Origin of the sequence: Micromonospora sp. NPDC049275 (genome assembly GCF_043197115.1) — a bacterium.
Taxonomy (GTDB): domain Bacteria; phylum Actinomycetota; class Actinomycetes; order Mycobacteriales; family Micromonosporaceae; genus Micromonospora.
Map to the genome: position 1 here is coordinate 368,316 of NZ_JBICSN010000003.1, position 24,872 is coordinate 393,187.

The following is a 24,872-nucleotide window of genomic DNA, read 5'->3' on the forward strand; positions in this document are numbered from 1 at the left end:
AGTCACCACGACGCGAGCCTCGCACCGCTCAGGGGTTCGAGGCTGCTTCGACGCGATCCTCGGACCGAGCCAGGGGGTCGGCCAAGGACGCGAGGATCTCGACAACCTCCGACGGCACGCGGAACGCTGAGGCACGAACCCCGTCTGGGTATAGCGGCTTGAGCATAGGGGCGACGTTATCCGGCAACAGCCCGGCTCGTTGGAGGTCGGCCGTGATCCGCTTGGTCGGTCGAGTGAAGCCGCGCAGCATACGTTCGTCGTCGTAGCCGCACAGTTCGTACACCTCGTCTCGGCCGATCACGCCACCGGCCTCCGCAGCAACCCGAATCACCTCTGCCTGGACCTGCCCCTCTTGGTCTAGGCGGCGGAGAAGTTCTCGCAAGGTGTCGACCGTCCATTGGGCCGCCGGGTCGAGTTCCTCGCGCGTCCGGTCGGCGTCTGCAAGCGAGTCGGGACTGACCTCGACGTTCAGTGTCTGGGACCGTTGTAGTAGGTCTCGGGGTCGCAGGAGAAACAGACGCCTGCCATCACTGAGATCGAAGAACTCCTGTGTTAGCTCCGGACGCGGACCGACAACGACGTGCCGGTGCCGCCACCACCAGTCGTCCTTCTCATCACCGGTCACGATGACGAGGTCAAGCCCTCGCTGACAAGCTGCCTCGCACGCCTGTACCCAAACCAGGTAGTCGCCAGATGCGCCTTCGGGCAGCCGGTCAGCTTTGTCGGCGTCGAGGAAACCCGGCGGCGACTGAGCGTCCACCCGTCGCTGACCTTCGCTGATCCAATTCTTCCAGATCTCGTCCGAGGGGCGGGAAATCACTCTGCCCTCGAGCATCCCTGCCAGCCGGCTCAGAATCTGGTCGTGAGCGGCGGGCGTCGCCGCGTGGATCCGATCCGGCTCAGCGCCTCCAATAGCCGCAACGAGATCGTCGTAGAGCCTGTCGACAGCTGCACGCAGCCTCACGAGCTCGGTGTCGTCCAGCGCGACCTGTTTCGCCCAGCGGCCCAGCGCATCCGAGGTCGACTTACGATTCTTGACCAGGGCGCCCCGTGCCTCTGCAGTAGCTCCCTCCGGATTGCCCACTGCCGTCAACCGGTTTCGATGGAACTCGTTGACGGCCTGGTGAGGCACCACAAGCCGATCCCCAAAGCTCTCGAGCACAGCCAGAAGGTCCTTCGCGGTGCGGGTGTTATAGCGGTACAGGTTGAGCAAAACGTTCGCATCGACAGCTACAACGGCCGACTTCAGGGCACGGTCGATGTCCTCGTCAGCCAGAACCCGGAACCCCTCGAAACCGTCAAAGAGGCCGTTCAAAGAGTTCCCCTCCCACCGTGCGCGGCTGCCGTACTAGAGGCAGCTCGCCGTTGCCGCGACGGAGACAGAACCGCCGCCGACCATCGGTCTGCCCGACCCAGCAAGCGAGCCGACCACGGAGACAGCATAGGAGCCCGGCCTCGGATGCGGGACCCTCGACTATGCCGAGGCGTGGCAGCCGCACGACCGGATCCTTACGGGCGTCCGGGTGCACGCCCGGGAGCCAGTTGGTCCATCAACCAAGGGCGGTGAGGTGTTGTGAACGGCATGATTCTCGTGCAGTCCTCGGACCTCTCCATCGGTGCCCAGGTTCACCCCTGGTCACTCAAGTTCTTGTCGCCTCGGACGATCACGTACCGCCCGCCCTCGAAGTGCGTTGATGACCGCGACCAAGTTTGCTGTTCGGGCGTGGTCGACGATCACCCAGCACATCGCCGTTAGTACAAGGAAGCTGATCGCTAGTGCTGCCAGCAGGGCCGGCCGACCTCCACCAGCAACAGCGCTGATTCCACTAACGAACCATCCGACCACCCGTGCTGTCACTGCAGCGCCACCTCTCTGCTCTGGTGTCACCAGGTTGGCGCAGTCGCTGCAGAGTCGCTAGTTTTCCGATGATGCGCCGCTAATACTCACCGGGTTCTCGATGGGATGGTCATGGCTCCTCGACAGCGGGCTCGGTCGACAGTCCGCACTGTGCCTGTGTGCCTAGTGGTTGATCCTGGGCTGAACGACTTGGTCCCCGAGTGGCCAGAGTTCATGGCCGACTTCGGAGACTTCGTTGTCAACTTCAGCCTTGCTGAACGCGATGGGCACCTGCGCCCTGTGAAGGTTGTCTTCGCAACATCTGGTGGCCGCGGCGGGATAACTTCTGCCAAGCTGCGACAGGTCGAGCTGGACAAGATGGTCACCGCGGCTCGCGCTGTTCTGGCGCACGCTGTTCGTGATTTGGCTCTTCCTCCTAACGTTCATCCACCACCTGGTTGGTATGCCATGTACGGCGGTCGAGGTGGCCACGTTCAGGCAGCCGACATCGCTCGCGCGCGACGTCTGCTTGAGCTATCCAGCCGTGGTCGGCTCCGGCGAGGCCGTACCGGTTACCCGGCGACCCACTATGAACAGGTCGCGCGTTCATACCTTGACCTGTACGCCGCTGGCCACAGGAGGGGCATCCTCGATGCCCTCGTACGACAGTTGTCGGAGGTCCGCGGTGGGCACGTGCCCTACGAGACTGTCCGCACCTGGGTGAGAAAGGCGCGCGAGAAGGGCTTCCTCACGCCCGGACAGCCGGGCCGGGCCGGAGCTGAGCCTGGCCCCAAGCTGGAGATGCACGGCCCGCACGGCGATGCAAGCTGAAGGGCCGCATCGACTCGGCGGTTGCTGTGGGTAGTGCTGGCATCGTCAGTGGCCCGGAGAGCGCCGGGGTGCCGAGGTGTAATTGTGGCGCTCTGCTGATCGGCGCCGGACCTTGTTGGTTGGTGCCACGCTGACGAGGTCACGCACCGAGGGCCGTTGTCGCAGACGTACCTCCGCGAGGGCTCTGGGGAAATCCTGGGGTAGGTCGTGAACTAATGAATTCTCCCAGTTCAGAGGCCATGTCCTCGTTGTTCACCCAGATCTACGAGGGTACGAATCAGGTGCAGCGGATCGTCATGGCGCGGCAGCTCCTCAAGGACTGACTGCCGCTGTTCTACCGCTCAGATTGGGTGCGGCCGAGTCAGTCGACTCGGCCGCGCCCTGTATCCCGTTGGGTGCTCTGAGGTATTTCGACCGTGCGGCCTCGTCGGCTGTCGTGGGGGCTTCCAGCTGCACGATTACATTGATCTTCAACGCGAGCACGATTGCCGCGTACACGATCGGCCCGCGATTCGACTGCTGGACGGCGACCGGTTCACCGCGGGCGGAGTGCTGTTCGGCGGGGTCGGCGGGGTGACCGGCGTACCGGACCGGCCGGGGCGACGGAGCGAGCGGGCATTCCTCGCCGCGATCTGGGACCAGGCCGTGTCACGGCTCGGATCCGGGCGCGTGGCGAACGTGGACGGGCGGGCGCTGCTCCTCGTTGGCGATTCCTGAACCGGCCTGGCGCGGGGCCCGCCGCCATCGCCCGGTCCCACCCGAGAGCCGCACCGCCACTCGTGACGGGCGGCCGGCGTTTGCGTGAGTCCGCACACACTCGCCTTGGTGTACGGGGGTGTGACGTTAGGGGAAGGGAGACTCGCCGAACCGCTTCCCTACCCCAGCACCATCGTGCCTCGTCCCTCGATTCCCCACCGTCGGGCCTGACGCGTGACCTCCGAAGACCCGCAGAGAGATTGAGATGATGACGCAGTTGGTGGAGAAGACCGGCCCGGAAGCCGCCGCGGAGCCAGAGGTGCTGCCCGGCGACCTGATGACGAACCGTCAACGGGTACAGCTCGTCCTGGTGCTGGGCGCGATGATCGCGATCGGCCCACTGACCATCGACATGTACCTGCCGGCGCTGCCTGCCATCACTGCGGGCCTGCGGACCACCGAGACGGCCGTGCAGTTGACGTTGACCGGCACGCTGATCGGCCTGGCGTTGGGCCAGTTGCTGGTCGGGCCGCTCTCCGACGTGGTCGGTCGGCGACTGCCGCTGCTCGCCGGGCTGGCCGCGCACATCGTGGCCTCCGTGCTGTGCGTCTTCGCGCCCAACATCGCTGTGCTCGGCGCGCTGCGCGTCCTGCAGGGACTCGGGGTGGCGGCCGCCACAGTGGTCGCCACGGCCGTCGTCCGCGACCTGTTCAGCGGCGCCTCGTTCGCGCGGATCTTCTCGCGCCTGATGCTGGTCATGGGGCTGGCCCCGATCCTCGCGCCGACGCTTGGCAGCGGGCTGCTGCGCTGGACCGAGTGGCGGGGTGTCTTCGCGGCGCTTGCCGTGCTGGGCGCGTTGCTGATCGTCGTGGCGGCTTTGCAACTCCCGGAGACCCTCGCGGTCTCACGCCGCCGCCGCGGTGGGGTGGCCGCGACCCTGCGCGACTACCGAGGGCTGCTCAACGACCGGGCGTTCGTCGGTCTGGTGCTTGTCGCCGGGCTGGCCATGGCGTCGCTGTTCGCGTACGTCTCCGGGTCGTCGTTCGTCCTGCAGGACCAGTACGGCCTCGACGAGCAGCAGTTCGGCCTGGCCTTCGGGGCCGGTGCGGTCGGCCTGATCGGGGGCACCCAGTTCAACGTCCGGCTGCTGCGGCGCTACACCCCGCAGCAGATCCTGATCAGCGCCCTGATCGCCGGAACGGCCGCCGGGTTGCTGCTGATCGTGTTCACCGCCACCGGCTTCGGTGGTCTCGGCACCCTGCTCGCGTCGCTGTGGCTGGTGCTCGCCGCGGCGGGTCTGGCCCTGCCGAACGCGCCGGCGCTGGCCATGAGCCGGCACAGCGAGGCCGCCGGCACGGCTGCGGCGCTGCTCGGGGCCGTGCAGTTCGGCGTCGGCGCGTTGTCGGCGCCGCTGGCGGGTCTGTTCGGCACGGGAAGCGTACCGATGGCGATCGTCATCGCGGGCGGCATGGCCGCAGCGCTCGCGGTCATGGTGCTGGTCGTGCCCCGCGCCACCCTCGGCGCGGTCGACCCGGACCTGGCCGTCGCCGTGCACTAGAGAGCCCGGACTGGCCGTCGCCGCGCATCAGAGAGAGGGCGGGCCGGGTCTCCCGGCCCGCCCGACGATCAGCGGATCTCGGTGGTGTTGTCCTCGGGGCGCGACTGGCCGCGCGGCGGGGCGGACCACGGCGACTCGCCGCCCACCCGGCGGGGCAGCGGTTCGGTAGGCGTCGAATCGGCCGGGTAACCCAGGGTCAGCGGGGCGGTGTCGCGCTCCGCGGGCTCGGGCGACGGCCAGTCGGTGAGGGTGAAGTCGTCGGCACGCGGCCCGTCCGCCGGCGCCGGCGTCAGGGCCGGCGCGGTCGCCGCCTGCGGCCACCGTCGCCACCGTTGACCGCTGAACGTCGCCATCAACAGCAGCAGGCCGAGCAGGAAGAGCGTGCCGTTCTCCACCGGCAGCCGCAGCGGCAGCGGGTCGCCGAGCACCTTCCACTCCTGCGGGATCGCGTCGCGCACCTCGAAGGGCGCCACGAACATCCCGACGTACGGGGTGACCAGCAGCAGCCCGGCCACCAGCGGGCCCGCCGGTGAGAAGCGCAGCGTGCCGAGCAGCCCGAGCAGGACACCGCCGACGCCGAGGTACACGGCCGGCTCGATCAGGTTGGCGGTGTTGAAGGTGCCGATCTCCACCCAGCGGTCGACCGTCCGGCTCGACCCGTCCTGCCCGAGTGTGACAAGCGCCCACGTGATGGGTGCCACCACCAACCCGGCGAGGAAGCTCCAGAGATGTCGCATCCGCGCACCGTACCGTTTCCGGCATGACCGAGCACCTCTCCGACGCTCCGACCGGCAAGCCGACGTCGTACTCCCGCGTCACCCTCAGCAAGATCATGACCGCGGTGGACGTGAACCTCTACGGAACCGTCCACGGCGGGGTTCTGATGAAGTTCGTCGACGACGTGGCGGGTGCCGCCGCCGCCCGGCACAGCGGCGGGACGGCGGTCACCGCGGCGATCGACGAGATCGTCTTCTCCGAGGCCGTCCGGGTCGGTGACCTGGTGCACGCGCACGCCCAGGTGAACTGGACCGGGCAGACGTCGATGGAGGTGGGCGTGCGGGTGGTCGCCGAGCGGTGGGACTCGGCCGAGGACGCGCCGGTGCGGGTGGCCACGGCGTACCTGGTCTTCGTCGGCGTGGACGTCGGCGGCGCGCCGCGCACGGTCCGACCGGTGCTGCCGGAGACGCCGGAGGACGAGCGCCGGTACCGGGAGGCCGAGATCCGGCGCGAGCACCGCCTGGCCCGCCGCCGCGCCATCCAGGCGCACCGGGCGGGCTGAACCACATGGGTGGGCGGGCCGCAGTGTGGGTCGGGCACGCGTCGATCGGCGTACCCGGTGCGCAGAATGGCGCTTCGAGGTAGGGCAAGATGGCGCCACGGCCCATTCACAGTGTCGTGCGGGGCCAGGGGAGGGTGGAGCAGTGGGTGACGTGCTGTGGACGCCGCCGGCGGACGTGCTCGAGCGGTCCCGGATCGGCGGCTACCTGCGCTGGCTGCGGGAGCATCGTGGGCTGGACTTCGCCGACTACGACGCGCTGTGGCGGTGGTCGGTCACCGACCTGGACGCGTTCTGGCGCTCGATCTGGGACCACTTCGAGGTGATCGCGCACACCCCGCCGAACGCCACCCTGGCCGAGCGGGGGATGCCGGGGGCCCGCTGGTTCCCCGGCGCCACCCTCAACTACGCCGAGAACGTGCTGCGGATGCCGGGCCGCGCCGACGACGACCCAGTGGTCATCGCGCACGGCCAGACCCGGCCACCTGTCACCCTCACCGCCCGGGAGCTGCGCGAGCAGGTCCGCCGGGTGTCGGCCGGTCTGCGCCGGCTCGGCGTCACCGCAGGGGACCGGGTGGCGGCGTACGCCCCGAACATCGCCGAGACGTACGTCCTGCTGCTGGCCACCGCCAGCCTGGGCGCGATCTTCTCGTCCTGCGCGCCCGAGTTCGGCACGCGCAGCGTCACCGACCGCTGGCAGCAGATCGAGCCGGCCGTGCTCGTCGCCGTGGACGGCTACCGCTACGGCGACAAGCCGGTGGACCGCCGCGCCGAGGTCGCCGCCATCCGGGCCGCCCTGCCGTCGCTGCGGCACACCGTGAGCATCGGCTACCTCGACCCGGCCGGTCCCCTGCCCGAGGGCGCGCTGAGCTGGGCCGAGCTGGCCGCGCCCACCGACGAGCCGTTGACGTTCACGCCGGTGCCGTTCGACCACCCGCTGTACGTCCTCTACTCCTCGGGCACCACAGGCCTGCCGAAGCCGATCGTGCACGGCCACGGCGGCATTCTGCTGGAACACCTCAAGATGCTCGCCCTGCACCACGACCTCGGCCCGACCGACCGGTTCTTCTGGTTCACCACCACCGGCTGGATGATGTGGAACTTCCTGGTCTCCGGGCCGGCGGTGGGCGCGAGCATCGTGCTCTTCGACGGCAACCCGGGGGTCCGGGTGGAGCCCGGCCGGCCGGCGGAGCCCGACCTGGGCGCGTTGTGGCGGCTGGCGGCGGAGACCGGCACCACGTACTTCGGCACCTCGGCGCCCTTCCTGCTGGCCTGCCGCAAGGCCGGCCTGGTGCCCCGCGAGGTCGCGGACCTGTCCGCGCTGCGCGGCGTCGGTTCCACAGGTGCGCCGCTGCCCGCCGAGGGCTTTCACTGGGTGTACGAGACCGTCGGCGACCAGGTGCAGCTCCAGTCGCTGTCCGGCGGCACCGACGTGTGCACAGGCTTCGTCGGTGGCGTGCCGCTGCTGCCGGTGTACGCCGGTGAGATCGCCTGCCGTGCGTTGGGCGCCAAGGTGGAGGCCCGCTCGGCCGACGGCACCCCGGTGATCGGCGAGCTGGGCGAGCTGGTGATCACCGAGCCGATGCCGAGCATGCCTGTGGGCTTCTGGAACGACCCGGACGGCACCCGCTACGCCGAGGCGTACTTCAGCGTCTACCCGGGCGTCTGGCGGCACGGCGACTGGATCACCATCAACTCCCGGGGCGGCTGTGTGATCACCGGGCGCTCCGACGCCACGCTCAACCGGGGCGGGGTCCGGCTCGGCACCGCCGAGTTCTATTCGGTGGTCGAGGGCCTCGACGAGGTCGTCGACTCGGTGGTGGTGCACCTGGAGGACGACGAGGGCGGTGCCGGCGAGCTGCTGCTCTTCGTGGTGCTGGCCGACGGGCTGACCCTGGACGACGCGCTGCGGAAGAAGATCTGCCGCGAACTGCGTACCGCGCTCTCGCCCCGGCACGTGCCCGACGAGATCCACCAGGTGCGCGCCGTGCCCCGCACCCTCTCGGCGAAGAAGCTGGAGGTGCCGGTCAAGAAGATCCTCACCGGCACCCCTGTCGACCAGGCCGCCGCCAAGGGTGCCCTGGCCAACCCGGAGTCCCTGGAGTCCTTCTCCGCCTTCGCCCAACGCCGGACCACACACCAGCAGCCCGCCTGAAGGTTCCCGCGGGGCGGCTCACCACCCGCCCGCGACGCGTCCGAAGCCAGTGCTGCGCTGGAGCCCGCGCTGGCGTCGGGGTCGGGTCCGGTGGGTGCCAACCGGGCACGGCGGCCGGGTCAGGGGAGGGCGTGGGTGACCTTCTCCGTGCTCTGGCGGCCGGCCAGGCGGGCCGGGTCGAGGTTGGCGCAGAGGACGACGGTGGCGGCCCGGGTGAGTGGCGCCAGCAGCCAGTCGACCGGGTCGGGATGACGGGCGGCGTCGACCAGCACGCGGGCACCGGGCTCGATGCCCAGCTCGTCGGCGCGTGCCTCGGCGCGGGCGAGCAGCTGCGCGTCGGCGGGGCCGGGACCGGCCTGCGGGGTGAAGTGGTCACCGTGACCGCGCACCTCGACCACGTAGTCGGCGAAGCCGGGCGGCACCTGCCGCAGCGGGGCGGCGAGCGGGGCGAGGCCCAGGGCGTACCGCTCGTCGGCGGACCAGGACCGGGCCTCGTCGAGCCGGTCGGCGGCGGCGAAGAGGACGTCCACCGCGCCCGGCGTGTCGACGACTGTCACCTTGGCCGACCAGCAGCCCAGCAGCACGGCGGCGGTCTGCCAGTGCGGAGGGAGCAGCACGCCGGCCGGTGTGCCCGGCGCGAGGCCGACCTCGTCGACGAGGAGATTGGCGGTCTTCGACACCCAGTTGGCGAGGGTGGCGCCGGAGAGTTCGGTGCGGTCACCGGTGGAGTCGTCGTACCAGGTCAGCAGCGGTCGGGTCGGGTCGGACGCGATCGCGTCGGCGAACACCCGGGCAATGTTGTCGGCCATCGGCGCGAACGATACGCCTCTGCCGCCCGTACTCGATGACGACGACAAGTCGGCGTACCGTCGGGTCGCAGTCAGCGTCGGCCCCGTACTCCGGCGTAGGCTTTACCCCCGGAGTGTTGTTCCCCACAGACCCACCTTCAAGGAGTCGCCCCGTGACCGCCGGTCGCCCGCCCCGCGTGCTCATCGACGCCACGAGTGTCCCCGCCGACCGTGGTGGCGTCGGTCGATACGTCGACGGTCTGCTCGGTGCCCTCGGCAAGGTGTGCGGGTCGGGGGTGGAATTGGCAGTGGTGAGTCTGCGCACCGACCTGGAGCGTTACACCCGGATGCTGCCCGGCGCGGAGATCATCCCCGCGCCGGCCGCCGTGGCGCACCGCCCGGCACGGCTCGCCTGGGAGCAGACCGGTCTGCCGCTGCTCGCCCAGCAGGTCGGCGCGCACGTGCTGCACTCGCCCTTCTACACCTGCCCGCTGCGCGCCGGTGTGCCGGTCACGGTCACCGTGCACGACGCGACGTTCTTCACCGAGCCGGAGCACTACGACAAGTCCCGCCGCACGTTCTTCCGCAGCGCCATCAAGACGTCGATGCGCCGCGCCAACCGGGTGATCGTGCCCAGCAAGGCCACCCGCGACGAGCTGATCCGGCTGCTCGACGCCGACCCGACCCGCATCGACGTGGCCTACCACGGTGTCGATCACGACGCCTTCCACGCCCCGAGCGAGGAGGAGAAGGCCCGCGTGCGCGCCCGGTTGGGGCTGGGCAACAGCACGTACGTCGCCTTCCTCGGCGCCAAGGAGCCGCGCAAGAACGTGCCCAACCTGATCCGCGGCTGGGCCCGTGCCGTGGCCGATCGGACCGACCCGCCGGCCCTGGTGATCGCCGGTGGGCAGGGGCACGACGACGACATCGACCGGGCGGTGGCGGAGGTCCCGTCCCACCTGCGGCTGCTGCGCCCCGGCTACCTGCGCTACGCCGACCTGCCCGGCTTCCTCGGCGGCGCTCTGGTGGCCGCCTACCCCTCCTACGGCGAGGGTTTCGGGCTGCCGATCCTGGAGGCGATGGCGTGCGCCGCTCCGGTGCTGACCACCCCCCGGCTGTCGCTGCCGGAGGTGGGCGGCGACGCCGTGGCGTACACGTCGGAGGACGCGGAGCAGATCGGCACCGACCTGGCGGCCCTGCTCGACGACGAGCAGCGTCGGCTGTCGCTGGCGAAGGCCGGCTTCGACCGGGCCAAGGAGTTCACCTGGGAGTCCAGCGCCGAGGTGCACATCGCCGCGTGGAGCCGCGCCCGGTCGTGACCGTTCGTGCCCTTCCGTGGTGACCCGTGCCACTTGGCGGGGGTGCGTCGGGCATGATGTGCGGATGCTTTATGCGGTCATCCCGGCAGGTGGCAGCGGCACAAGGTTGTGGCCGTTGTCCCGCGCCGGCCACCCCAAGTTCCTCCACCCGCTGACCGGCACCAGCGCCTCGCTGCTCCAGGCGACCGTGGAGCGGCTCGCGCCGCTGACCACGCCGGAGCGGACCCTCGTGGTCACCGGCGCCGCGCACGTCGCGGCGGTCGCCCGGCAGCTGACCGGGCTGCCGGAGGAGAACATCCTGGTCGAGCCGTCTCCTCGGGATTCCTGTGCGGCGATCGCTCTGGCCGCGGCGGTGATCGCGCAGCGTGACCCGGACGCGGTGATGGGCAGCTTCGCGGCCGACCACCTGATCCGCGACCCGGACAGCTGGGTGCGCACGGTGCAGGAGGCGGTCCGGGGGGCCGAGCACGGCATGCTGATGACTGTCGGCATCACCCCGACCCGGCCGGAGACCGGCTACGGCTACCTGGAGACCGGCGACGAGACCGAAGGCACGCCGTGGCGCACGGTGGCCGAGTTCAAGGAGAAGCCTGCCGCCGAGGTCGCCGAGGCGTACGTCCGTTCGGGCCGGCACCTGTGGAACGCGAGCATGTTCGTCTGGCGGGTGGACGTGTTCCTCGCCGAGCTGGTCCGCCAACAGCCGGCGATGCACGCGGGCGTCACGGCGATCGCCGCCGCCTGGGGCACCCCGGAGCAGGACGACGTGCTCGGTACGGTCTGGCCGACGCTGCCGAAGATCTCCGTGGACTACGCGGTGATGGAGGGGGCGGCCACCGCGGGTCGGGTCGCCACCGTCCCGGGCGACTTCGGCTGGAACGACGTCGGTGACTTCCACACCCTGGGTGACGTGCTGCCCGCCGACAACGCGGGCAACGTGGTGCTCGGCACCGACGCCAAGCCGGGCGTGCTCCTGCGGGACACCGCCAATCTGGTGGTGGTGCCCCAGTCGGGTCGGTTGGTGGCGGTCCTCGGTGTGCGCGACCTGATCGTGGTGGACACTCCGGACGCGGTGCTGGTCTGCCCGCGTGAGCGGGCTCAGGACGTCAAGCTCCTGGTCGACGAGCTGAAGGAGCGGGGCGAAGAGGGCTACGTCTGAGGGCCGCGAGAGCCGGCGCGACCAGTTGCGCCGTCCCGCTGGCCAGCGGCTCGGGCAGCCGGTCCGGTGGAAACCACCCCAACGCCTCGGCCTCGTCGCTGACCTGCTCCACAGCGCCGGCCGGGGCGACGACGGCGAACCGTACGTCGTAGTGGCGCGACCCGCCCTGGCAGAGCACCTCGTGCACGTCGATGTCGATCGGCACCGGATCGATGAGCAGGTCGGCGATCCCGGACTCCTCGGTGGCCTCGCGCAGCGCGGCTCCGACCAGGGTCTGGTCGACAGGCTCACAATGCCCGCCGAGCTGTAACCAGAGACCGAACTTGCCGTGCAGGCAGAGCAGCACCCGGGAACCGGTCGGGTCCATCACCAGCGTGCTGGCGGTGACGTGGCCGGGACGGTGGTGCCGGCTCATCGCGACCGGTCCGGCGGCGAGCAGCGCGAGGGTCCGATCCCGCGCGTCGGCCGCCGCCGGGCTCGTCGGCTGCCAGCCGTCGAGCAGCGTGACGGTGTCGGCGTGCAGCGTCGCGTACGACGCGGGATCGGTGGGGTCGACGGCGGGTCCGGTGAGCGCGGTGTCGGGCACCCCGTCACTGTACGAGCGCGCGCTTCGTACCCTGGCGCGGTGACCCTACGACTCGTCGAATTCGTGGTGGCCGGCAACGAGGCCAGTGATCTGCTACCGGTGCGCTCGTCGGCGCTGCTGCGCTCGTACGGCGCTCGGCGGGGTTTCTGGACGGTGTTGGACGAGGGCCCGGTCGAGCGCTGCCTCGCCCTGCTGCTGGAGTTGGACGATGGTGAGTGGACGGCCCGGCACGTCAGCGCGGACGCCGGGCCCGAGAACGGCCGGACCGAGGACGGTGAGGCGCTCGCCCACCACGACGGCTGGGTGTACGTCTTCGGCTCCCAGTTCGGTTCGAAGGCGGGTCCGCTGCGCCCCCGACGTGCGTTCGTGGCCCGGTTTCGCGAGGACGACGCGGCGGCCGGCCCGCTGTCGGTGCACGTGGTGCGCAACCGGTTCCGGCTGCACCGGGCGGTGAACGACGCCCTCGCCGCGTCACCGCTGACCCTGCTGCCGGCGGGGGACCGGGTACGCGACCGCTTCATCGTGGAGACCCTGGCCCGGGGGACCAGCCGGGCGAAGAGTTGGGTGAGTCGCCTGGCCCCGGACGACCTGCCGTTGAACGTCGAGGCCGCGGCCTTCACCCCGGCCGGCACGGCGCTGCTCGGATTGCGTTTCCCGGTCACCGAGGCCGGCGAGCCGATCCTGGTGGAGGTGTCCGGCGTGCCGGGCATGTTCGCCACGGACCCGGTGTGGCCCCGGGCGCTGGGGGCGTACGCGCTGACCGGGGTGACGCCGCCGGGCGAGCTGACCGGCTTCCGGGCGATGGTGCCGACGTCGGACGGCGGGTACGCGGCGGTGATCGGCTCGATCGACGCGTTGGGCAAGGGGTCGGTGCTGCTCGACGACCATCCGGGCGGGGGTGCGGTCACGTCCCGCCACGTGCGGTTCCGGCTGCCGGCGGGGCGGACGGGTGAATCGTGCCGACTGGTAGGGGAGTCGGTGGCCGATCTGGCGCCGTTCCACCACGTCGAGGGCCTGGCCGAGCTGGACGGGCGACAGTTCTACGTCACGGACGAGGACCATCGGGTCGCGCTCTGGGTCGGCTGAGCGGGGTAGGCGCACCACGGCGATGGGATGACCGGACGGCACCTCTGCGGAGCAAGGGCCGCAGACCCTCGTGGTGCCGCCCGATCACCGGCCCCTCCCCGGTCCCCGGTGCCCCGACACCTAATGCGTCCAGGACGCGTCGGTGCCGTGCTCGGGCACTGGAAGCATGCCTAACCGGCCCCGGAGGCGTCGAGGTTTTTCAGTCCAGGCTTAAAGATGGAGATAACTGCCGGCCGGGTAGAGTCGAACGGTCACCCGGCATCCCCCTGCCGGCGACACGGGAGCGCTCCATGCTGAAGATCCACTTTTCCGGCGAGGACATTCTCCGGACCCGGGTGGCGCCGGCGGCCGACCCGGTCTGGGAGCTTGTCCTCAGCCTGCACGTGTTGCAGGGCCGCAACCGCGACCCGCTGACGTCGGCCTGGCGGCGCACCGTGACCCGCGGGCTGCGCCAGGATGTCGCCTCCGATCAACTCCGACTGCTCTTCGCCCTGAACCCGCCGCGCGGCTACTTTCCCGACTTCCTCACGCCGTACGCCAGTGTCGAGGGTTTCGAGGCGGGGCTGGAAGCGGTGCGCAGTACGCCGACCTCGCTGCTCCAGCGAGACCTGACCCTGGTGGCGGCCGACAACCAACTGCCGTCCTCCGCGGCCGCGCTGGCCCGAGGTGACGTGGCGACACTGCGCCACCTCGCGGATTCGATGGAGCAGTACCGGTCGCTGGCGATCAGCCCGTACTGGAGCCGGATCCAGTCGGCGGTGGCGGCGGATCGCACCCGGCGCGCGCGGGCCCTGCTCGACGGTGGCGTCGAGGGGCTGTTGGCGAGTCTCCGCCCACGGATGCGCTGGGACAGCGGGGTGCTGGAGGTACGCGACTACCCGCACAGCCGGGAGCTGCACCTGGACGGTCGAGGGCTGCTGCTGGTGCCGTCGTTCTTCTGCGCGGGCACCCCGGTCGCCCTGCTCGACCCGGCGCTGCCGCCGGTGCTGGTCTATCCGGTGGACCGGCTGGGCGGGCTCGCCGCGACCGACGGCGACGCGCTGGCCACGTCGAGCGCCGGCCGCGACTCGCTGGCCGCGCTGCTCGGCCGGACCAGGGCGGCCGTGTTGGAGGCCAGCGACGACGGCTGCACCACGGGCGAGGTGGCCCGCCGGCTCAACATCTCACCGGCGGCCGCCAGCCAGCACGCCACAGTGCTGCGCAACGCCGGCCTGCTCGTCAGTCAGCGCGACCGCAACACCGTGCTGCACACGCTGACCCCACTGGGCCGAGCCGTACTAGACGCCTGACCGCTCTCCCCGCGCGTCTCCCCGCGCGTCTCCCCGCGCGTCTCCCCGCGCGTCTCCCCGCGCGCCTCCCCGCGCGTCGATCATGAAGTTATTGCCCTGACACGCCGAGATGACGGGCAACAACTTCATGATCGACGAGCGGAGAGCGGAGAGCGGAGGGCGGCGACGCCGGGGGAGGGGCGGCGGGGGTGGGGTTTGGTTACAGGGCGAGGGCGGCGCTGGCCGGGCTGCCGGCGGGTGGAGGCAGCAGCGTCGACCGGACCCCCTCGGCGGTCAGGGCGACGCGCAACCGATGCAGGTCGGCGCCGAAGCGGACCAGGTCCATCGGGTCGAGCGGCGCCGGCGCGGTGCCGAGCACCAGCGCGCTGGCGCCGGCCGGCCAGCCCGGCACCTCGGCGACCAGGCCGGCGCGGACCTCCGCCTCGTCGACAAGGGTGAAGACCGTGCCGGGGGTGACCACCTCGGCGACCGCGTCGAGCGCCCGTCGCACCGCGGCCGGGTCGGCCGGCTCGGGGCCGACCGCCTCGGCGAGGGTCGCGGCCTCGGCCAGCCCGGCCCTCCGGGCCTCGGCGGTGCCCAGCGAGAACAGGTCCTGCGCCGCATCACGGATCAGCGCCCGCGCGCCGTCGGAGTCGTCCGTGCCGGCGGCCGCGAGATAGCCGCGCACCACGGCCACCGGCACCTGGTCACACTTGCCCTTGATCAGTTCGCCGGCGCCGGCCAGCTCGTCCACCACGGCCATCTGGGTCAGTTGCAGCTCGTTGCCGTACGGGTCCACCTCGCCCCGGTGGTCGCGGATGGCGGGCATCCCGGCCACCCCGAGCGCGACATCGGTCAGCCCGTTGCGCCAGGGCCGACCCATGGTGTCGCTGATGATGACGGCGACGTCCAGGTCGTACCGATCCCGCAGCGCGGTGCGCAGCTCCCGGGCCGACGCGTCCGGGTCCACAGGCAACAGCACCAGCCGGGTCTTGTCGACGTTCGACGCGTCGATCCCGGCGGAGGCCATCACGAAGCCGTGGTGGGTCTGCACGATTCGGGTCGGCCCTCGGCTGGCCACCACGCGGGCGGTCTCGCCGGCCAGCACCTCGTCGCGGGCGGCAAGCCGCTCCGGCCCGTCCGCCGGCACGTCGACCAGCCGCCCCTCCGCCTTGGAGACGATCTTGCTGGTCACCACCAGCACGTCGCCGTCGCGCAGCCACGGCGCGGCGGTGGCGATCACCGCCGCCAGGTCGTCACCCTCGGTCACGTGGCCGATGCCCAGCACCGGCAGGATCTCCAGCCTCACGTCAACTCCACCGCGGCGCGGACCATCGCCGCCGTCGCCGCCTCGTCGGTCATCCGCAGCGGCATCGCCCGGACCGTCACCTCCGGCACCAGCGTGCCGGCGTCCTCCTCGGCCACCAGCCAGCCGTCCAGCAGCCCACCCGCTGCCCGACCGCCGTAGAGCCGGCCCACCCCGGCCGCGCTGCACTCGACACCGAGCACCGCGAGGCAGCGGTCGGCCATCCCCCGCACCGGGGCGCCGCCGATGATCGGTGAGACACCCACCACCGGCGCCGGGCCGTCGATCAGCGCCTCGCGCATCCCGGGTACGGCAAGCACCGGCGCGATGCTCACCACCGGGTTGCTCGGCGCGATCAACACCAGGTCGGCCGCGCCGATCGCGTCCCGCACCCCGGGTGCCGGCTTCGCCGTCTCCGCGCCGACGAACACGAAACGGTGCGTGGGGATGTCGGCCCGGTACCGTACCCACCACTCCTGGAAGTGGACCGCCCGCTGGCCCCGGTCGTCCTCGACGACGGCGTGGGTCTCCAGCCGGTCGTCTGTCGCCGGCAGCAGACGTACGCCGGGCTGCCACCGGGTCGACAGCGCTTCGGTGACCGCGCTCAGCGGGTAGCCGCCGTTGAGCATGGTGCTGCGCACCAGGTGGGTGGCGATGTCCTTGTCGCCGAGGCCGAACCAGGTCGGCTCCGCTCCGTACGCGGCCAACTCCTCCTTGACCGTCCAACTCTCGCCGGCCCGTCCCCAGCCCCGCTCGGGGTCGGCGCCGCCGCCGAGGGTGTACATGACGCTGTCCAGGTCGGGACAGATCTTCAACCCGTGCAGCCACAGGTCGTCGCCGACGTTGACCACGGCGGTCACCTCCGCACCGACGTCACGGGCGTACGCCCGGACGCCGAGCAGGAACCGGGCGCCGCCGATGCCGCCGGCCAGAACCACGATGCGCATGTCGACCATCCTCGCGTACGTGACGCCTCCGGTCCGCCGGTGCCCGGCGAGACTAGGCTCACGTGCGATCTGTCCGTCCATACCCCGAGGGGGAGCTCGTGACCAGCCCCGCCGAGCCCGCGTCCGCCGATGCGACGCAGGCCCGCCAGCTGACCAAGCCACTGCGCGAACTGGGTGCGCTCGCCCTGCTCGGTGCCAACGCCGTGTTCCTCTTCGTGGGGCTGCTCCGGCTGCTTACCCCGAACGACTACGGCGGTTTCACCGACCGAGCGGGCGACCAGTTCTCCTCGTTCATCGGGGTGGAGGCGGTGGTGCTGCCGCTGCTGGCCGTCCTGCTGGCCACCCACGTCGCGCCGGTACTGCCGAAGGCGAAGCTGATCACGCAGGTGGCGCTCGCCGAGTACGCCGTCAGCGCGGTGCTCGGCACGCTCACCATGCTCATCTGGACGGTGGGCCGGCTCGCCGACGGCGAGATCCTCGACGCGTTGCTCGGCATCCTCACCCGGTTCGCCTGGCTGGTGATCTTCGCGGTGGCCGCCTGGGTGGTCTTCACGATCTGGAAGGCGTTCTACTACGTGCCGAAGCCGAAGCCCCAGCCGGGCGTCTACGGCCAGCCGCAGCCGGGCTGGCCGCAGCAGCAGGGTGGTTGGCCGGCCCCGGGTCAGCCCGGCGCGCAGCCGCAGGGCGGGTGGCCCGCTCCCGGCCAGCCGGGCGGCTACCCGCAGGCCGGCCAGCCCGGCGGTTACCCGCAGGCGCAGTTCCCCGGCCAATACGGCCAGCCGTCCCCGCCGTTCCAGGCCCCGCAGTCGGCGCCGCCGCACCCGCAGTCCGCGCCGCCGTTCCAGGCCGCCCTGCAGTCCGCGCCGCCGTTCCCGCAGTCCGCGCCGCCGTTCCCGCAGTCCGCGCCGCCGGCCAACCCCGCCCCGCAGTCCGCGCCGCCCGCGCCGCCGTTCGGGCAGCCGCCGTCGGCCGACCCGACCCAGGCGATCCCGCGCCAGTCCGCCGAGCCGGCCTCCGCCGACCCGACCCAGGCCATCCCGCGCCCGGCCGACCCGGACGCCGACCGCACCCAACACATCAACCCGGCCAACCACCCCGACCAGCCCCGCTGACCCACCCCCCACCCCCCACCCCCCCACCCCCCCACCCCCCACCCCCACCCCCACTCCCGCCCTGCCCAACCCCCGCCCCGGTGATCATGAAGTTATTGCCCGACCACTCGGCGTGTCGGGACAATAACTTCATGATCACCGGGGCTGACGGGGGTGGGAGCGGGTGGGGGTGGGGGGTGGGGGTGGGGGTGGGGGTGGGCGGGGGCGGGTGCCGTTTCCCACGGTCCGGGCCGGGACTGGTGGGGCGGGCTCGCGCTGCGCATAGGCTGAGCGGATGGTTGATCGCACCCACTCCGGTCCGAGCGAGGCGAGCGTGCGGCGGGCCCTGGGCCGGGCCGCGACCGGGCGCGCGCTGGACGTCGACGAGGCGACCGCGTTGCTCGCCGCCCGTGGCGACGCGCTCGACGAGCTGCTCCGGACCGCCGGTGGGATCCGCGACGCCGGGCTGCGCGACGCCGGGCGCCCGGGCGTGGTCACGTACTCGAAGAAGGTCTTCATTCCGCTGACCCGGCTCTGCCGGGACCGTTGCCACTACTGCACGTTCGCCACCGTGCCGCACCGGCTGCCGGCGCCCTTCCTGGACCGGGACGAGGTGCTCGACATCGCCCGCCAGGGGGCGGCGCAGGGCTGCAAGGAGGCCCTGTTCACCCTCGGCGATCGGCCGGAGGAGCGCTGGCCGGCGGCCCGGAACTGGCTCGACGAGCGCGGCTACGACTCCACTCTGGACTATCTGCGCGCCTGCGCGGTGGCCGTGCTGGAGGAGACGGGCCTGCTGCCGCACCTCAACCCGGGCGTGCTGTCGTGGTCGGAGCTGCAACGGCTCAAGCCGGTGGCCCCGAGCATGGGAATGATGCTGGAGACCACCGCGACCCGACTGTGGTCCGAGCCGGGCGGTCCGCACTACGGCTCGCCGGACAAGGAGCCGGCGGTCCGGCTGCGGGTGCTCGACGACGCCGGCCGGGTGGGGGTGCCGTTCACCACCGGCATCCTGATCGGCATCGGGGAGACCCCTGCCGAGCGGGTGGACGCGCTGTTCGCGATCCGGCGCGCGCACCGGGAGTACGGGCACCTCCAGGAGGTGATCGTGCAGAACTTCCGCGCGAAGCCGGACACGGCGATGCGCGGCATGCCCGACGCCGAGTTGCACGACCTCGCCGCCACGGTGGCGGTGGCCCGACTGCTGCTCGGCCCGAAGGCCCGCATCCAGGCCCCGCCGAACCTCATCGCCGGCGAGTACGACCTGCTGCTGCGCGCCGGCATCGACGACTGGGGCGGCGTCTCCCCGCTCACCCCGGACCACGTCAACCCGGAGCGCCCGTGGCCGCAGATCGAGGAGTTGGCCCGGCACACCGAGCTGGCCGGGTTCACGCTGCGCGAGCGGTTGACGATCTACCCGGAGTACGTGCGCGCCGGTGATCCGTGGCTCGACCCGCGGCTGCTGCCGCACGTGAACGCCCTTGCCGATCCGGTGACGGGAATGGCCGTCGAGTCGGCCCTGCCGCAGGGCCACCCGTGGCAGGAGCCGGAGGAGACGTTCGGCGGGCGTACCGACCTGCACGCCACAATCGACACCACCGGCCGCACCGACGATCGGCGGGGTGACTTCGACAGCGTCTACGGGGACTGGTCGGAGGTCGCCGGCAAGGTGACCCCGGAGGCGGCGGCGCGGCGTGCGGGCGTACCCCCGGTGGCGGCCGGCAGCGGTGCGGACCGTGACCTGGCGGCCGGGCTGCGGTTGGCCGCCGACGACCCGGCGGCGCTGCTCGACCCCCGTCACACCGACGCGGCGCTGGCGTTGTTCGGCGCGGACGGGCCGGCGCTCGACGAGGTGTGCCGCCTCGCCGACGACGTGCGCCGCGACACCGTCGGCGACGACGTCACGTACGTGGTCAACCGCAACATCAACTTCAGCAACGTCTGCTACGTGGGCTGCCGGTTCTGCGCCTTCGCCCAGCGTGAGCGCGACGCCGACGCGTACCGGCTCTCCGTCGACCAGGTCGCCGACCGGGCCGAGCAGGCGTGGGCGGCCGGCGCCAGCGAGGTGTGCCTCCAGGGCGGCATCGACCCGAAGATGCCTGTCACCGGGTACGCCGACATCGTGCGCGCGATCAAGGCGCGGGTGCCGGGGATGCACGTGCACGCGTTCTCGCCTATGGAGATCGTCACCGCCGCCGCGAAGGCGGGCGTGCCGGTCCGCGAGTGGCTGACGCAACTGCGCGAGGCCGGGCTGGACACCATCCCGGGCACCGCCGCCGAGATCCTCGACGACGACGTGCGCTGGGTGCTCACCAAGGGCAAACTGCCGGCCGCCGCCTGGGTCGACGTGGTCAGCACGGCCCACGAGCTGGGCATCCGGTCCAGCTCCACGATGATGTACGGCCACGTCGACCACCCCGGGCAGTGGCTGGCGCACTTCCGGGTGCTGGCCGGCGTACAGGACCGCACCGGCGGGTTCACCGAGTTCGTGGCCCTGCCGTTCGTGCACACCAATGCTCCGATCTATCTGGCGGGAATCGCCCGACCGGGGCCGACCTGGCGGGAGAACCGGGTCGTGCACGCCATGTCCCGGCTGCTGCTGCACGGCCGGATCGACAACATCCAGTGCTCCTGGGTGAAGCTCGGCGACGACGGCACTGTCGCGATGCTCCAGGGTGGCTGCAACGACCTGGGCGGCACGCTGATGGAGGAGACCATCTCTCGGATGGCCGGCTCCGACAACGGGTCGGCGCGTACCGAGGAGCAGTTGCGGGCCATCGCGAAGGCCGCCGGCCGTCCGGCGCGCAAGCGAACGACCTCGTACGGTCACGCCCCGCGCTGACGTCGAACCTTTTCCCGCCGCCGGCCGTACCACGCGGTGCCGGCGGCGGTCGCGGCGAGGACCGCCGCCGGTGTTCCCCCCAGGGGGCCCGGCGGCGTCGGTCGACGGCACCGGACCCGTCCGTCACCGCGGGCGCGTACCGCGCCGCCGCCGGAAAGGTTGCCCATGACCAGTGATCAGCGGAAGCGGCAGTGGCCGCGACTGACCCGCCGGCAGACGTTGACCGCCGCGGCCAGCGCCACCCTCGGCGCCGCCGCACTCACCGTGCCGGGTCTGTCGGCCGCGCAGAACGCGCCAGGCGCGGCCGGCCGGGCCGACGAACCGATAGTCGTGCACCTGCGCGACGCCGCGTCCGGAACGATGGACGTCTTCGTCGGCGAATCCCGGATCGAGGTACGCGACCGCGGCCTGGCGGACCGGCTGCGGCGCGCAGCCCGGCGCTGACCCGCACGCCCCGCCCCGCCATCAGTCCCCGCCCAGTGAGGTTGGTCCGCCATGTCTTCCCACCGCGAGGCTCCGGAGATAGCCAAGGATCCGGTCGCCGACAGCTCCGACCTGTACGCATTCGTCAGCCCCGACAAGCCCGACACGGTCACGTTGATCGCCAACTACGTGCCGTTGCAGCTTCCGTCCGGGGGGCCGAACTTCTTCGAGTTCGGCGACGACGTGCGCTACGAGATCCACATCGACAACGACGGTGACGGTCAGCCGGACATCACCTACCGGTTCGAGTTCACCACCGAGATCACCAACCCGAACAGCTTCCTCTACAACACCGGGCCGATCGACTCGTTGGACAGCAAGAACTGGAACCGCAGGCAGTTCTACAGCCTGACCCGGGTGACCGACGGCCGGGAGCACCGGCTCGCGCACAAGCTGCCCTGCCCGCCGTGCAACGTCGGCCCGCTGTCCACCCCGAAGTACGCCGACCTCGTCCGGCAGGCCACCTACACCCTGTCGACGGGGGAGCGGGTCTTCGCCGGGCAGCGTGCGGACGGCTTCTTCGTCGACCTGGGGGCGATCTTCGACCTCGGTACGTTGCGGCCGTTCCAGCAGCTGCACGTGGCGGGCAAGAAGATCTTCAAGGCCGAGGGGGAGCCGGTCAACGCCACCGACCGGATGAACGTGCACAGTCTCGCCGTGCAGGTGCCGTTGAAGCAGGTGCGCCGCCGCGCCAGCCGGTACGGCGCGGCCGACGCGGCGTCGGTGCTCGGGGTATGGACGTCGGCGTCGCGTCGGCAGGTCCGGGTGCTCGGCGACCGGGTCGCGCAGGACACCTCCACCGGCCCGTTCACCCAGGTCTCCCGGTTGGGTAATCCGCTGTTCAACGAGGTCATCGTGCCGATGTCCAAGAAGGACCTGTGGAACTCGCTCCCGCCGTCGGAGGACAAGCGGTTCGCGCAGTTCGTCGAGCGCCCCGAACTGGCGGCACTGCTGCCGGCCCTCTACCCGGACGTCTTTCCCAACCTGGACAAGCTCAACAGGTCGAAGAAGGCCCGGGCCGACCTGGTGGCGATCCTGCTCACCGGCGTACCGGCCGGGCTGATCGACGGCTTCACCAATGCCACCGGCGACGTGCAGGCCGACATGCTGCGGCTGAACACGGCCATCGCGCCCACCAAGCGGCCGGACCGGTTCGGGGTGCTCGGCGGCGACCTCGCGGGCTTCCCCAACGGGCGGCGGGTCGGCGACGACGTGGTGAGCATCGCGCTGCGGGCGATCGCCGGGGTGACCGTCCCGCTTGTGGACAAGACGTTCCGCCCGGATCCGGCGGCCGGCGCGGTCACCCCGGGGTTGAGCGCCGCCGACGTGACCGCCCCGTTCCTCGCGAACTTCCCCTACCTCGGTACGCCGTACGACGGGTTCAACAACCCGCCGGCGTCGTCCTGACCGCCGGCGGGGAGCAGCGGATGCACGAGCACACGTACGGGCCGTCGGAGTCGGGCAGCGTCGTCCTTGAGTTGGGCGGTGACACCGGTGCGCTGATCGTCTACACCGGCGGGGATCTGCACGGTCGGGAGATCGAGATCAGCCGCGGCGATGATCGGCGGGTCCACTCGGCGGTACGGGAGCGGCGGGTGCGGGACGGGTCGTTCCACAGTGCGGTCTATCCCGATCTGCCCGCCGGCACTTATACCATCTGGTGGGACGAGATCACGTCCGCCGGCACGGTTTCTGTCCACGGTGGAGGGATAGCCGAGTTCGTGTGGCCGAGCAGCGGTTTCGGGGCCGCCGGCTGACCTCGAAGCTCCCTTTTCCACTCGCACCCCGTCCACATTGTGGGCGGGGTGCGAGTGCTGTCCGCGACTCGGTGGGCGGTCTGCGCCGTGCCGCGTTAACCTGTCCCCCACCAAGATCAGCTTTGCGAAAGGGGGCCGGTGCTTCCCGGGCGGTGGCCCGTCGAGGGGAGCGCCACGGCAGAAAAGTCGGGCAACTCGCCGGAGAGGGCGTTACTCGGCCGGGGTCTGAATCGATAGGGCAGGTTGCGAGGCTGGGACGGTCCTGGTGGCCGACCAGGGGTGTCGGGAGGGCGACTCCATTATCAAGTTTGGCTTGACGGCGCACGCATTACACGCGTGTAATTTGAATGGGGTTGTTCGCACGGAACGCAACAAAAAGGGACCGGACGGACAAGCACGCCTTTCGCGTGGGGGGTTGCAGCGGCGATGACGCCGGTGCGCGACAAGGAGGCATTTGATGGACGGCCAGCTTGAGGTGGCCGACCTGCTCGGAAACGCGCCGGAGTGGCAGGAGCGAGCCTTGTGCTCGCAGACCGACCCCGAGGCGTTCTTTCCCGAGAAGGGCGGCTCGACCCGCGAGGCGAAGCGAATCTGCTCGCGCTGCGAGGTCAAGACCGAATGCCTCGAATACGCTCTCGGCCACGACGAGCGGTTCGGCATCTGGGGTGGGCTCTCCGAGCGGGAGCGGCGCAAGTTGAAGCGGCGGGCCGCCTGAGCGGTGCAGGGTCGGGGCGGTGGGGGCCGCCCGGCTCAGCCGTCGTACACGTGCGACAGGTGCGTACGGCTCAGGCCAGCTCGTCGGGGTCGACCCCGAGCAGGTTCGCCACCTGTTCGATGATCACGTCGTGGACGAGGTCGGCGAGATCCTCGCGGTCCATGGCGCGGAACTCCAGCGGCCGCCGGTACAGGACGATCCGCGGCGGCACCTCCTGGCGACCGGGGCGGCCGGGCAGGAGTCGGGCCAGCGGCACCTCGCCGTCCTCCAGCACGTCGGAGTCGTAGACGTTCAGGTCCGGCGGGACGTCCTCGACGGCGAACTCGACACCGGCCAACTCCTTGGCGAACCGTCGCTCCAGCGTCTCGACGGTGTCCAGCACCAGGTCGTCGAAGACCTCGGCCTTCGTCCGGGCCAACGGCACTGTCGCCGGCACCAGACGCCCGCGCAGGCCACGCCCGTGCCGGTCGCGGTGTGCACGCCGGCCGGGGCCGGGGCGGCGGTGTTCCGGGCTCGTCATGAGGCAAAGGGTAGCCCCCGTGCCGGGCCGGTCAGCGGCACCGCCGCACCCCTGGCGCGGCGCGACCCGAACCGCGAATTGTGATCACCGCGACGGGCGTGTCGCAACGCGAAGCGATGCGCCGGACCCGGTAATGGAGATACCCTGCCGCACGTGAGGTCACCACGGCGCTGCTCCCGTAACGGCTGCCCCCGGCAAGCGGTCGCCACATTGACCTATGTCTACAACGAGTCGACAGCGGTGGTGGGCCCCCTCGCAGCGTTCGCCGAGCCGCACACGTACGACCTGTGTGAGCAGCACGCCCGCAGCCTCACCGCGCCGCGCGGCTGGGACGTGGTACGGCACGAGGGCGAGTTCGAGCCGCCCCCGCCCACCACGGACGACCTGGTGGCGCTGGCCGAGGCGGTCCGCGAGGCCGCCCGCCCGGCCCCTCGCCCGCCGGAGCCCGACCAGGGCCACCACGACAACCCCCACCAGACCGGTCGCCGAGGCCACCTCCGGGTGATCCCCCCGAACCACTGAGTCGACGCCGTCCGTCGCTGATCCACTCGGGTTCACTGAAACCGGGGCATCGGCGCGACCTGGACACCCCCCGTTCCAGGAAGCCGAGTCGATCAAGCGTGGGTCAGGCCAGCCGGTTCCTCATCGTGCGCTCGCC

Annotated in this window: 21 protein-coding genes; 14 read left to right on the forward strand and 7 right to left on the reverse strand. The window is 71.4% G+C overall.

Annotated elements, in window-relative coordinates; translation table 11 throughout:
• Positions 1 to 28: 28 nt before the first annotated feature.
• Positions 29 to 1,315, reverse strand: coding sequence for a PIN-like domain-containing protein (locus ACGFIE_RS12200; RefSeq protein WP_393293826.1), 1,287 nt, complete (start codon positions 1,313 to 1,315; stop codon positions 29 to 31).
• A gap of 2,317 nt (positions 1,316 to 3,632) precedes the next feature.
• On the opposite strand from ACGFIE_RS12200, the gene ACGFIE_RS12205 reads away from it, so the two are divergent.
• Positions 3,633 to 4,922 (forward strand): multidrug effflux MFS transporter, encoded by a 1,290-nt coding sequence (locus ACGFIE_RS12205; protein WP_393294635.1) that lies wholly within the window; start codon positions 3,633 to 3,635, stop codon positions 4,920 to 4,922.
• A 68-nt stretch (positions 4,923 to 4,990) separates the two neighbouring features.
• Here ACGFIE_RS12205 and ACGFIE_RS12210 read toward each other — a convergent pair whose 3' ends face one another.
• Complete coding sequence (locus ACGFIE_RS12210) at positions 4,991 to 5,659, reverse strand: hypothetical protein (RefSeq protein WP_393293828.1); 669 nt, start codon at positions 5,657 to 5,659, stop codon at positions 4,991 to 4,993.
• A 23-nt stretch (positions 5,660 to 5,682) separates the two neighbouring features.
• Between ACGFIE_RS12210 and ACGFIE_RS12215 the strand changes: the two genes are divergently transcribed.
• A complete protein-coding gene (locus ACGFIE_RS12215) occupies positions 5,683 to 6,201 on the forward strand; it encodes a hotdog domain-containing protein (RefSeq protein WP_363678658.1) in 519 nt (172 codons plus the stop codon).
• Between the two features lie 142 nt (positions 6,202 to 6,343).
• Positions 6,344 to 8,353 (forward strand): acetoacetate--CoA ligase, encoded by a 2,010-nt coding sequence (locus ACGFIE_RS12220; protein WP_393293830.1) that lies wholly within the window; start codon positions 6,344 to 6,346, stop codon positions 8,351 to 8,353.
• A gap of 119 nt (positions 8,354 to 8,472) precedes the next feature.
• On the opposite strand, the gene ACGFIE_RS12225 is transcribed toward ACGFIE_RS12220, so the two are convergent.
• A complete protein-coding gene (locus ACGFIE_RS12225) occupies positions 8,473 to 9,162 on the reverse strand; it encodes a TIGR03089 family protein (protein ID WP_393293832.1) in 690 nt (229 codons plus the stop codon).
• 152 nt (positions 9,163 to 9,314) lie between these two features.
• Between ACGFIE_RS12225 and ACGFIE_RS12230 the strand changes: the two genes are divergently transcribed.
• Both ACGFIE_RS12230 and ACGFIE_RS12235 read left to right on the forward strand, forming a co-directional pair.
• A complete protein-coding gene (locus ACGFIE_RS12230; RefSeq protein ID WP_393293834.1) occupies positions 9,315 to 10,460 on the forward strand; it encodes a glycosyltransferase family 4 protein in 1,146 nt (381 codons plus the stop codon).
• 64 nt (positions 10,461 to 10,524) lie between these two features.
• Positions 10,525 to 11,616 carry a mannose-1-phosphate guanylyltransferase gene (locus tag ACGFIE_RS12235; protein ID WP_393293836.1) on the forward strand — a complete coding sequence of 364 codons (1,092 nt, stop codon included), beginning with the start codon at positions 10,525 to 10,527 and terminating at the stop codon, positions 11,614 to 11,616.
• Here the strand turns inward: ACGFIE_RS12235 and ACGFIE_RS12240 are convergent.
• Entirely contained in the window at positions 11,564 to 12,139 is a 576-nt protein-coding gene (locus ACGFIE_RS12240; RefSeq protein WP_363679552.1) for an NUDIX domain-containing protein, read from the reverse strand. The two genes, ACGFIE_RS12235 and ACGFIE_RS12240, sit on opposite strands and share 53 nt — an antisense overlap.
• A 102-nt stretch (positions 12,140 to 12,241) precedes the next feature.
• Between ACGFIE_RS12240 and ACGFIE_RS12245 the strand changes: the two genes are divergently transcribed.
• Both ACGFIE_RS12245 and ACGFIE_RS12250 read left to right on the forward strand, forming a co-directional pair.
• Positions 12,242 to 13,288, forward strand: coding sequence for a hypothetical protein (locus ACGFIE_RS12245; protein WP_393293838.1), 1,047 nt, complete (start codon positions 12,242 to 12,244; stop codon positions 13,286 to 13,288).
• Positions 13,289 to 13,578: 290 nt separating this feature from the next.
• Positions 13,579 to 14,577, forward strand: a complete 999-nt coding sequence (locus ACGFIE_RS12250; RefSeq protein ID WP_393293840.1) for a winged helix-turn-helix domain-containing protein — start codon at positions 13,579 to 13,581, stop codon at positions 14,575 to 14,577.
• A 199-nt stretch (positions 14,578 to 14,776) separates the two neighbouring features.
• Here ACGFIE_RS12250 and ACGFIE_RS12255 read toward each other — a convergent pair whose 3' ends face one another.
• Positions 14,777 to 15,865: a coenzyme F420-0:L-glutamate ligase gene (locus ACGFIE_RS12255; protein ID WP_393293842.1), complete on the reverse strand. Its 1,089-nt coding sequence runs from the start codon at positions 15,863 to 15,865 to the stop codon at positions 14,777 to 14,779.
• A complete protein-coding gene (gene cofD / locus ACGFIE_RS12260) occupies positions 15,862 to 16,809 on the reverse strand; it encodes a 2-phospho-L-lactate transferase (protein WP_393293843.1) in 948 nt (315 codons plus the stop codon). The genes ACGFIE_RS12255 and cofD overlap by 4 nt, the downstream gene beginning before the upstream one ends.
• A 98-nt stretch (positions 16,810 to 16,907) precedes the next feature.
• On the opposite strand from cofD, the gene ACGFIE_RS12265 reads away from it, so the two are divergent.
• The 6 genes from ACGFIE_RS12265 to ACGFIE_RS12290 all read left to right on the forward strand — a co-directional run bounded on the left by ACGFIE_RS12265 (position 16,908) and on the right by ACGFIE_RS12290 (position 23,694).
• Positions 16,908 to 17,921 carry a hypothetical protein gene (locus ACGFIE_RS12265; RefSeq protein ID WP_393293845.1) on the forward strand — a complete coding sequence of 338 codons (1,014 nt, stop codon included), beginning with the start codon at positions 16,908 to 16,910 and terminating at the stop codon, positions 17,919 to 17,921.
• Positions 17,922 to 18,195: 274 nt separating this feature from the next.
• Entirely contained in the window at positions 18,196 to 20,739 is a 2,544-nt protein-coding gene (locus ACGFIE_RS12270) for a bifunctional FO biosynthesis protein CofGH (protein ID WP_393293847.1), read from the forward strand.
• Positions 20,740 to 20,904: 165 nt separating this feature from the next.
• Positions 20,905 to 21,183: a hypothetical protein gene (locus tag ACGFIE_RS12275; protein WP_234587743.1), complete on the forward strand. Its 279-nt coding sequence runs from the start codon at positions 20,905 to 20,907 to the stop codon at positions 21,181 to 21,183.
• 51 nt (positions 21,184 to 21,234) lie between these two features.
• A complete protein-coding gene (locus ACGFIE_RS12280; protein ID WP_393293849.1) occupies positions 21,235 to 22,629 on the forward strand; it encodes a DUF4331 domain-containing protein in 1,395 nt (464 codons plus the stop codon).
• Between the two features lie 20 nt (positions 22,630 to 22,649).
• Positions 22,650 to 22,979 carry a phospholipase gene (locus ACGFIE_RS12285; RefSeq protein ID WP_393293851.1) on the forward strand — a complete coding sequence of 110 codons (330 nt, stop codon included), beginning with the start codon at positions 22,650 to 22,652 and terminating at the stop codon, positions 22,977 to 22,979.
• A 457-nt stretch (positions 22,980 to 23,436) separates the two neighbouring features.
• Positions 23,437 to 23,694 carry a WhiB family transcriptional regulator gene (locus tag ACGFIE_RS12290; protein ID WP_007455784.1) on the forward strand — a complete coding sequence of 86 codons (258 nt, stop codon included), beginning with the start codon at positions 23,437 to 23,439 and terminating at the stop codon, positions 23,692 to 23,694.
• Between the two features lie 70 nt (positions 23,695 to 23,764).
• Here ACGFIE_RS12290 and ACGFIE_RS12295 read toward each other — a convergent pair whose 3' ends face one another.
• On the reverse strand, positions 23,765 to 24,214 hold the full coding sequence (locus ACGFIE_RS12295) for a metallopeptidase family protein (RefSeq protein WP_007455785.1): 450 nt from the start codon (positions 24,212 to 24,214) through the stop codon (positions 23,765 to 23,767).
• Between the two features lie 153 nt (positions 24,215 to 24,367).
• Between ACGFIE_RS12295 and ACGFIE_RS12300 the strand changes: the two genes are divergently transcribed.
• Positions 24,368 to 24,736, forward strand: coding sequence for a DUF3499 domain-containing protein (locus ACGFIE_RS12300; protein WP_266249057.1), 369 nt, complete (start codon positions 24,368 to 24,370; stop codon positions 24,734 to 24,736).
• Positions 24,737 to 24,872 lie beyond the last annotated feature (136 nt).

What these genes read in the sequence shown, in the direction of transcription:
- ACGFIE_RS12235 (WP_393293836.1), top strand. Translation starts at nt 10,525, where the DNA reads ATGCTTTATGCGGTCATCCCGGCAGGTGGCAGCGGCACAAGGTTGTGG.
- ACGFIE_RS12295 (WP_007455785.1), bottom strand. Translation starts at nt 24,214, where the DNA reads ATGACGAGCCCGGAACACCGCCGCCCCGGCCCCGGCCGGCGTGCACAC.
- ACGFIE_RS12285 (WP_393293851.1), top strand. Translation starts at nt 22,650, where the DNA reads ATGCACGAGCACACGTACGGGCCGTCGGAGTCGGGCAGCGTCGTCCTT.
- ACGFIE_RS12280 (WP_393293849.1), top strand. Translation starts at nt 21,235, where the DNA reads ATGTCTTCCCACCGCGAGGCTCCGGAGATAGCCAAGGATCCGGTCGCC.
- ACGFIE_RS12210 (WP_393293828.1), bottom strand. Translation starts at nt 5,659, where the DNA reads ATGCGACATCTCTGGAGCTTCCTCGCCGGGTTGGTGGTGGCACCCATC.
- ACGFIE_RS12215 (WP_363678658.1), top strand. Translation starts at nt 5,683, where the DNA reads ATGACCGAGCACCTCTCCGACGCTCCGACCGGCAAGCCGACGTCGTAC.
- ACGFIE_RS12250 (WP_393293840.1), top strand. Translation starts at nt 13,579, where the DNA reads ATGCTGAAGATCCACTTTTCCGGCGAGGACATTCTCCGGACCCGGGTG.
- ACGFIE_RS12205 (WP_393294635.1), top strand. Translation starts at nt 3,633, where the DNA reads ATGACGCAGTTGGTGGAGAAGACCGGCCCGGAAGCCGCCGCGGAGCCA.
- ACGFIE_RS12290 (WP_007455784.1), top strand. Translation starts at nt 23,437, where the DNA reads ATGGACGGCCAGCTTGAGGTGGCCGACCTGCTCGGAAACGCGCCGGAG.
- ACGFIE_RS12225 (WP_393293832.1), bottom strand. Translation starts at nt 9,162, where the DNA reads ATGGCCGACAACATTGCCCGGGTGTTCGCCGACGCGATCGCGTCCGAC.
- cofD (WP_393293843.1), bottom strand. Translation starts at nt 16,809, where the DNA reads ATGCGCATCGTGGTTCTGGCCGGCGGCATCGGCGGCGCCCGGTTCCTG.
- ACGFIE_RS12275 (WP_234587743.1), top strand. Translation starts at nt 20,905, where the DNA reads ATGACCAGTGATCAGCGGAAGCGGCAGTGGCCGCGACTGACCCGCCGG.
- ACGFIE_RS12270 (WP_393293847.1), top strand. Translation starts at nt 18,196, where the DNA reads ATGGTTGATCGCACCCACTCCGGTCCGAGCGAGGCGAGCGTGCGGCGG.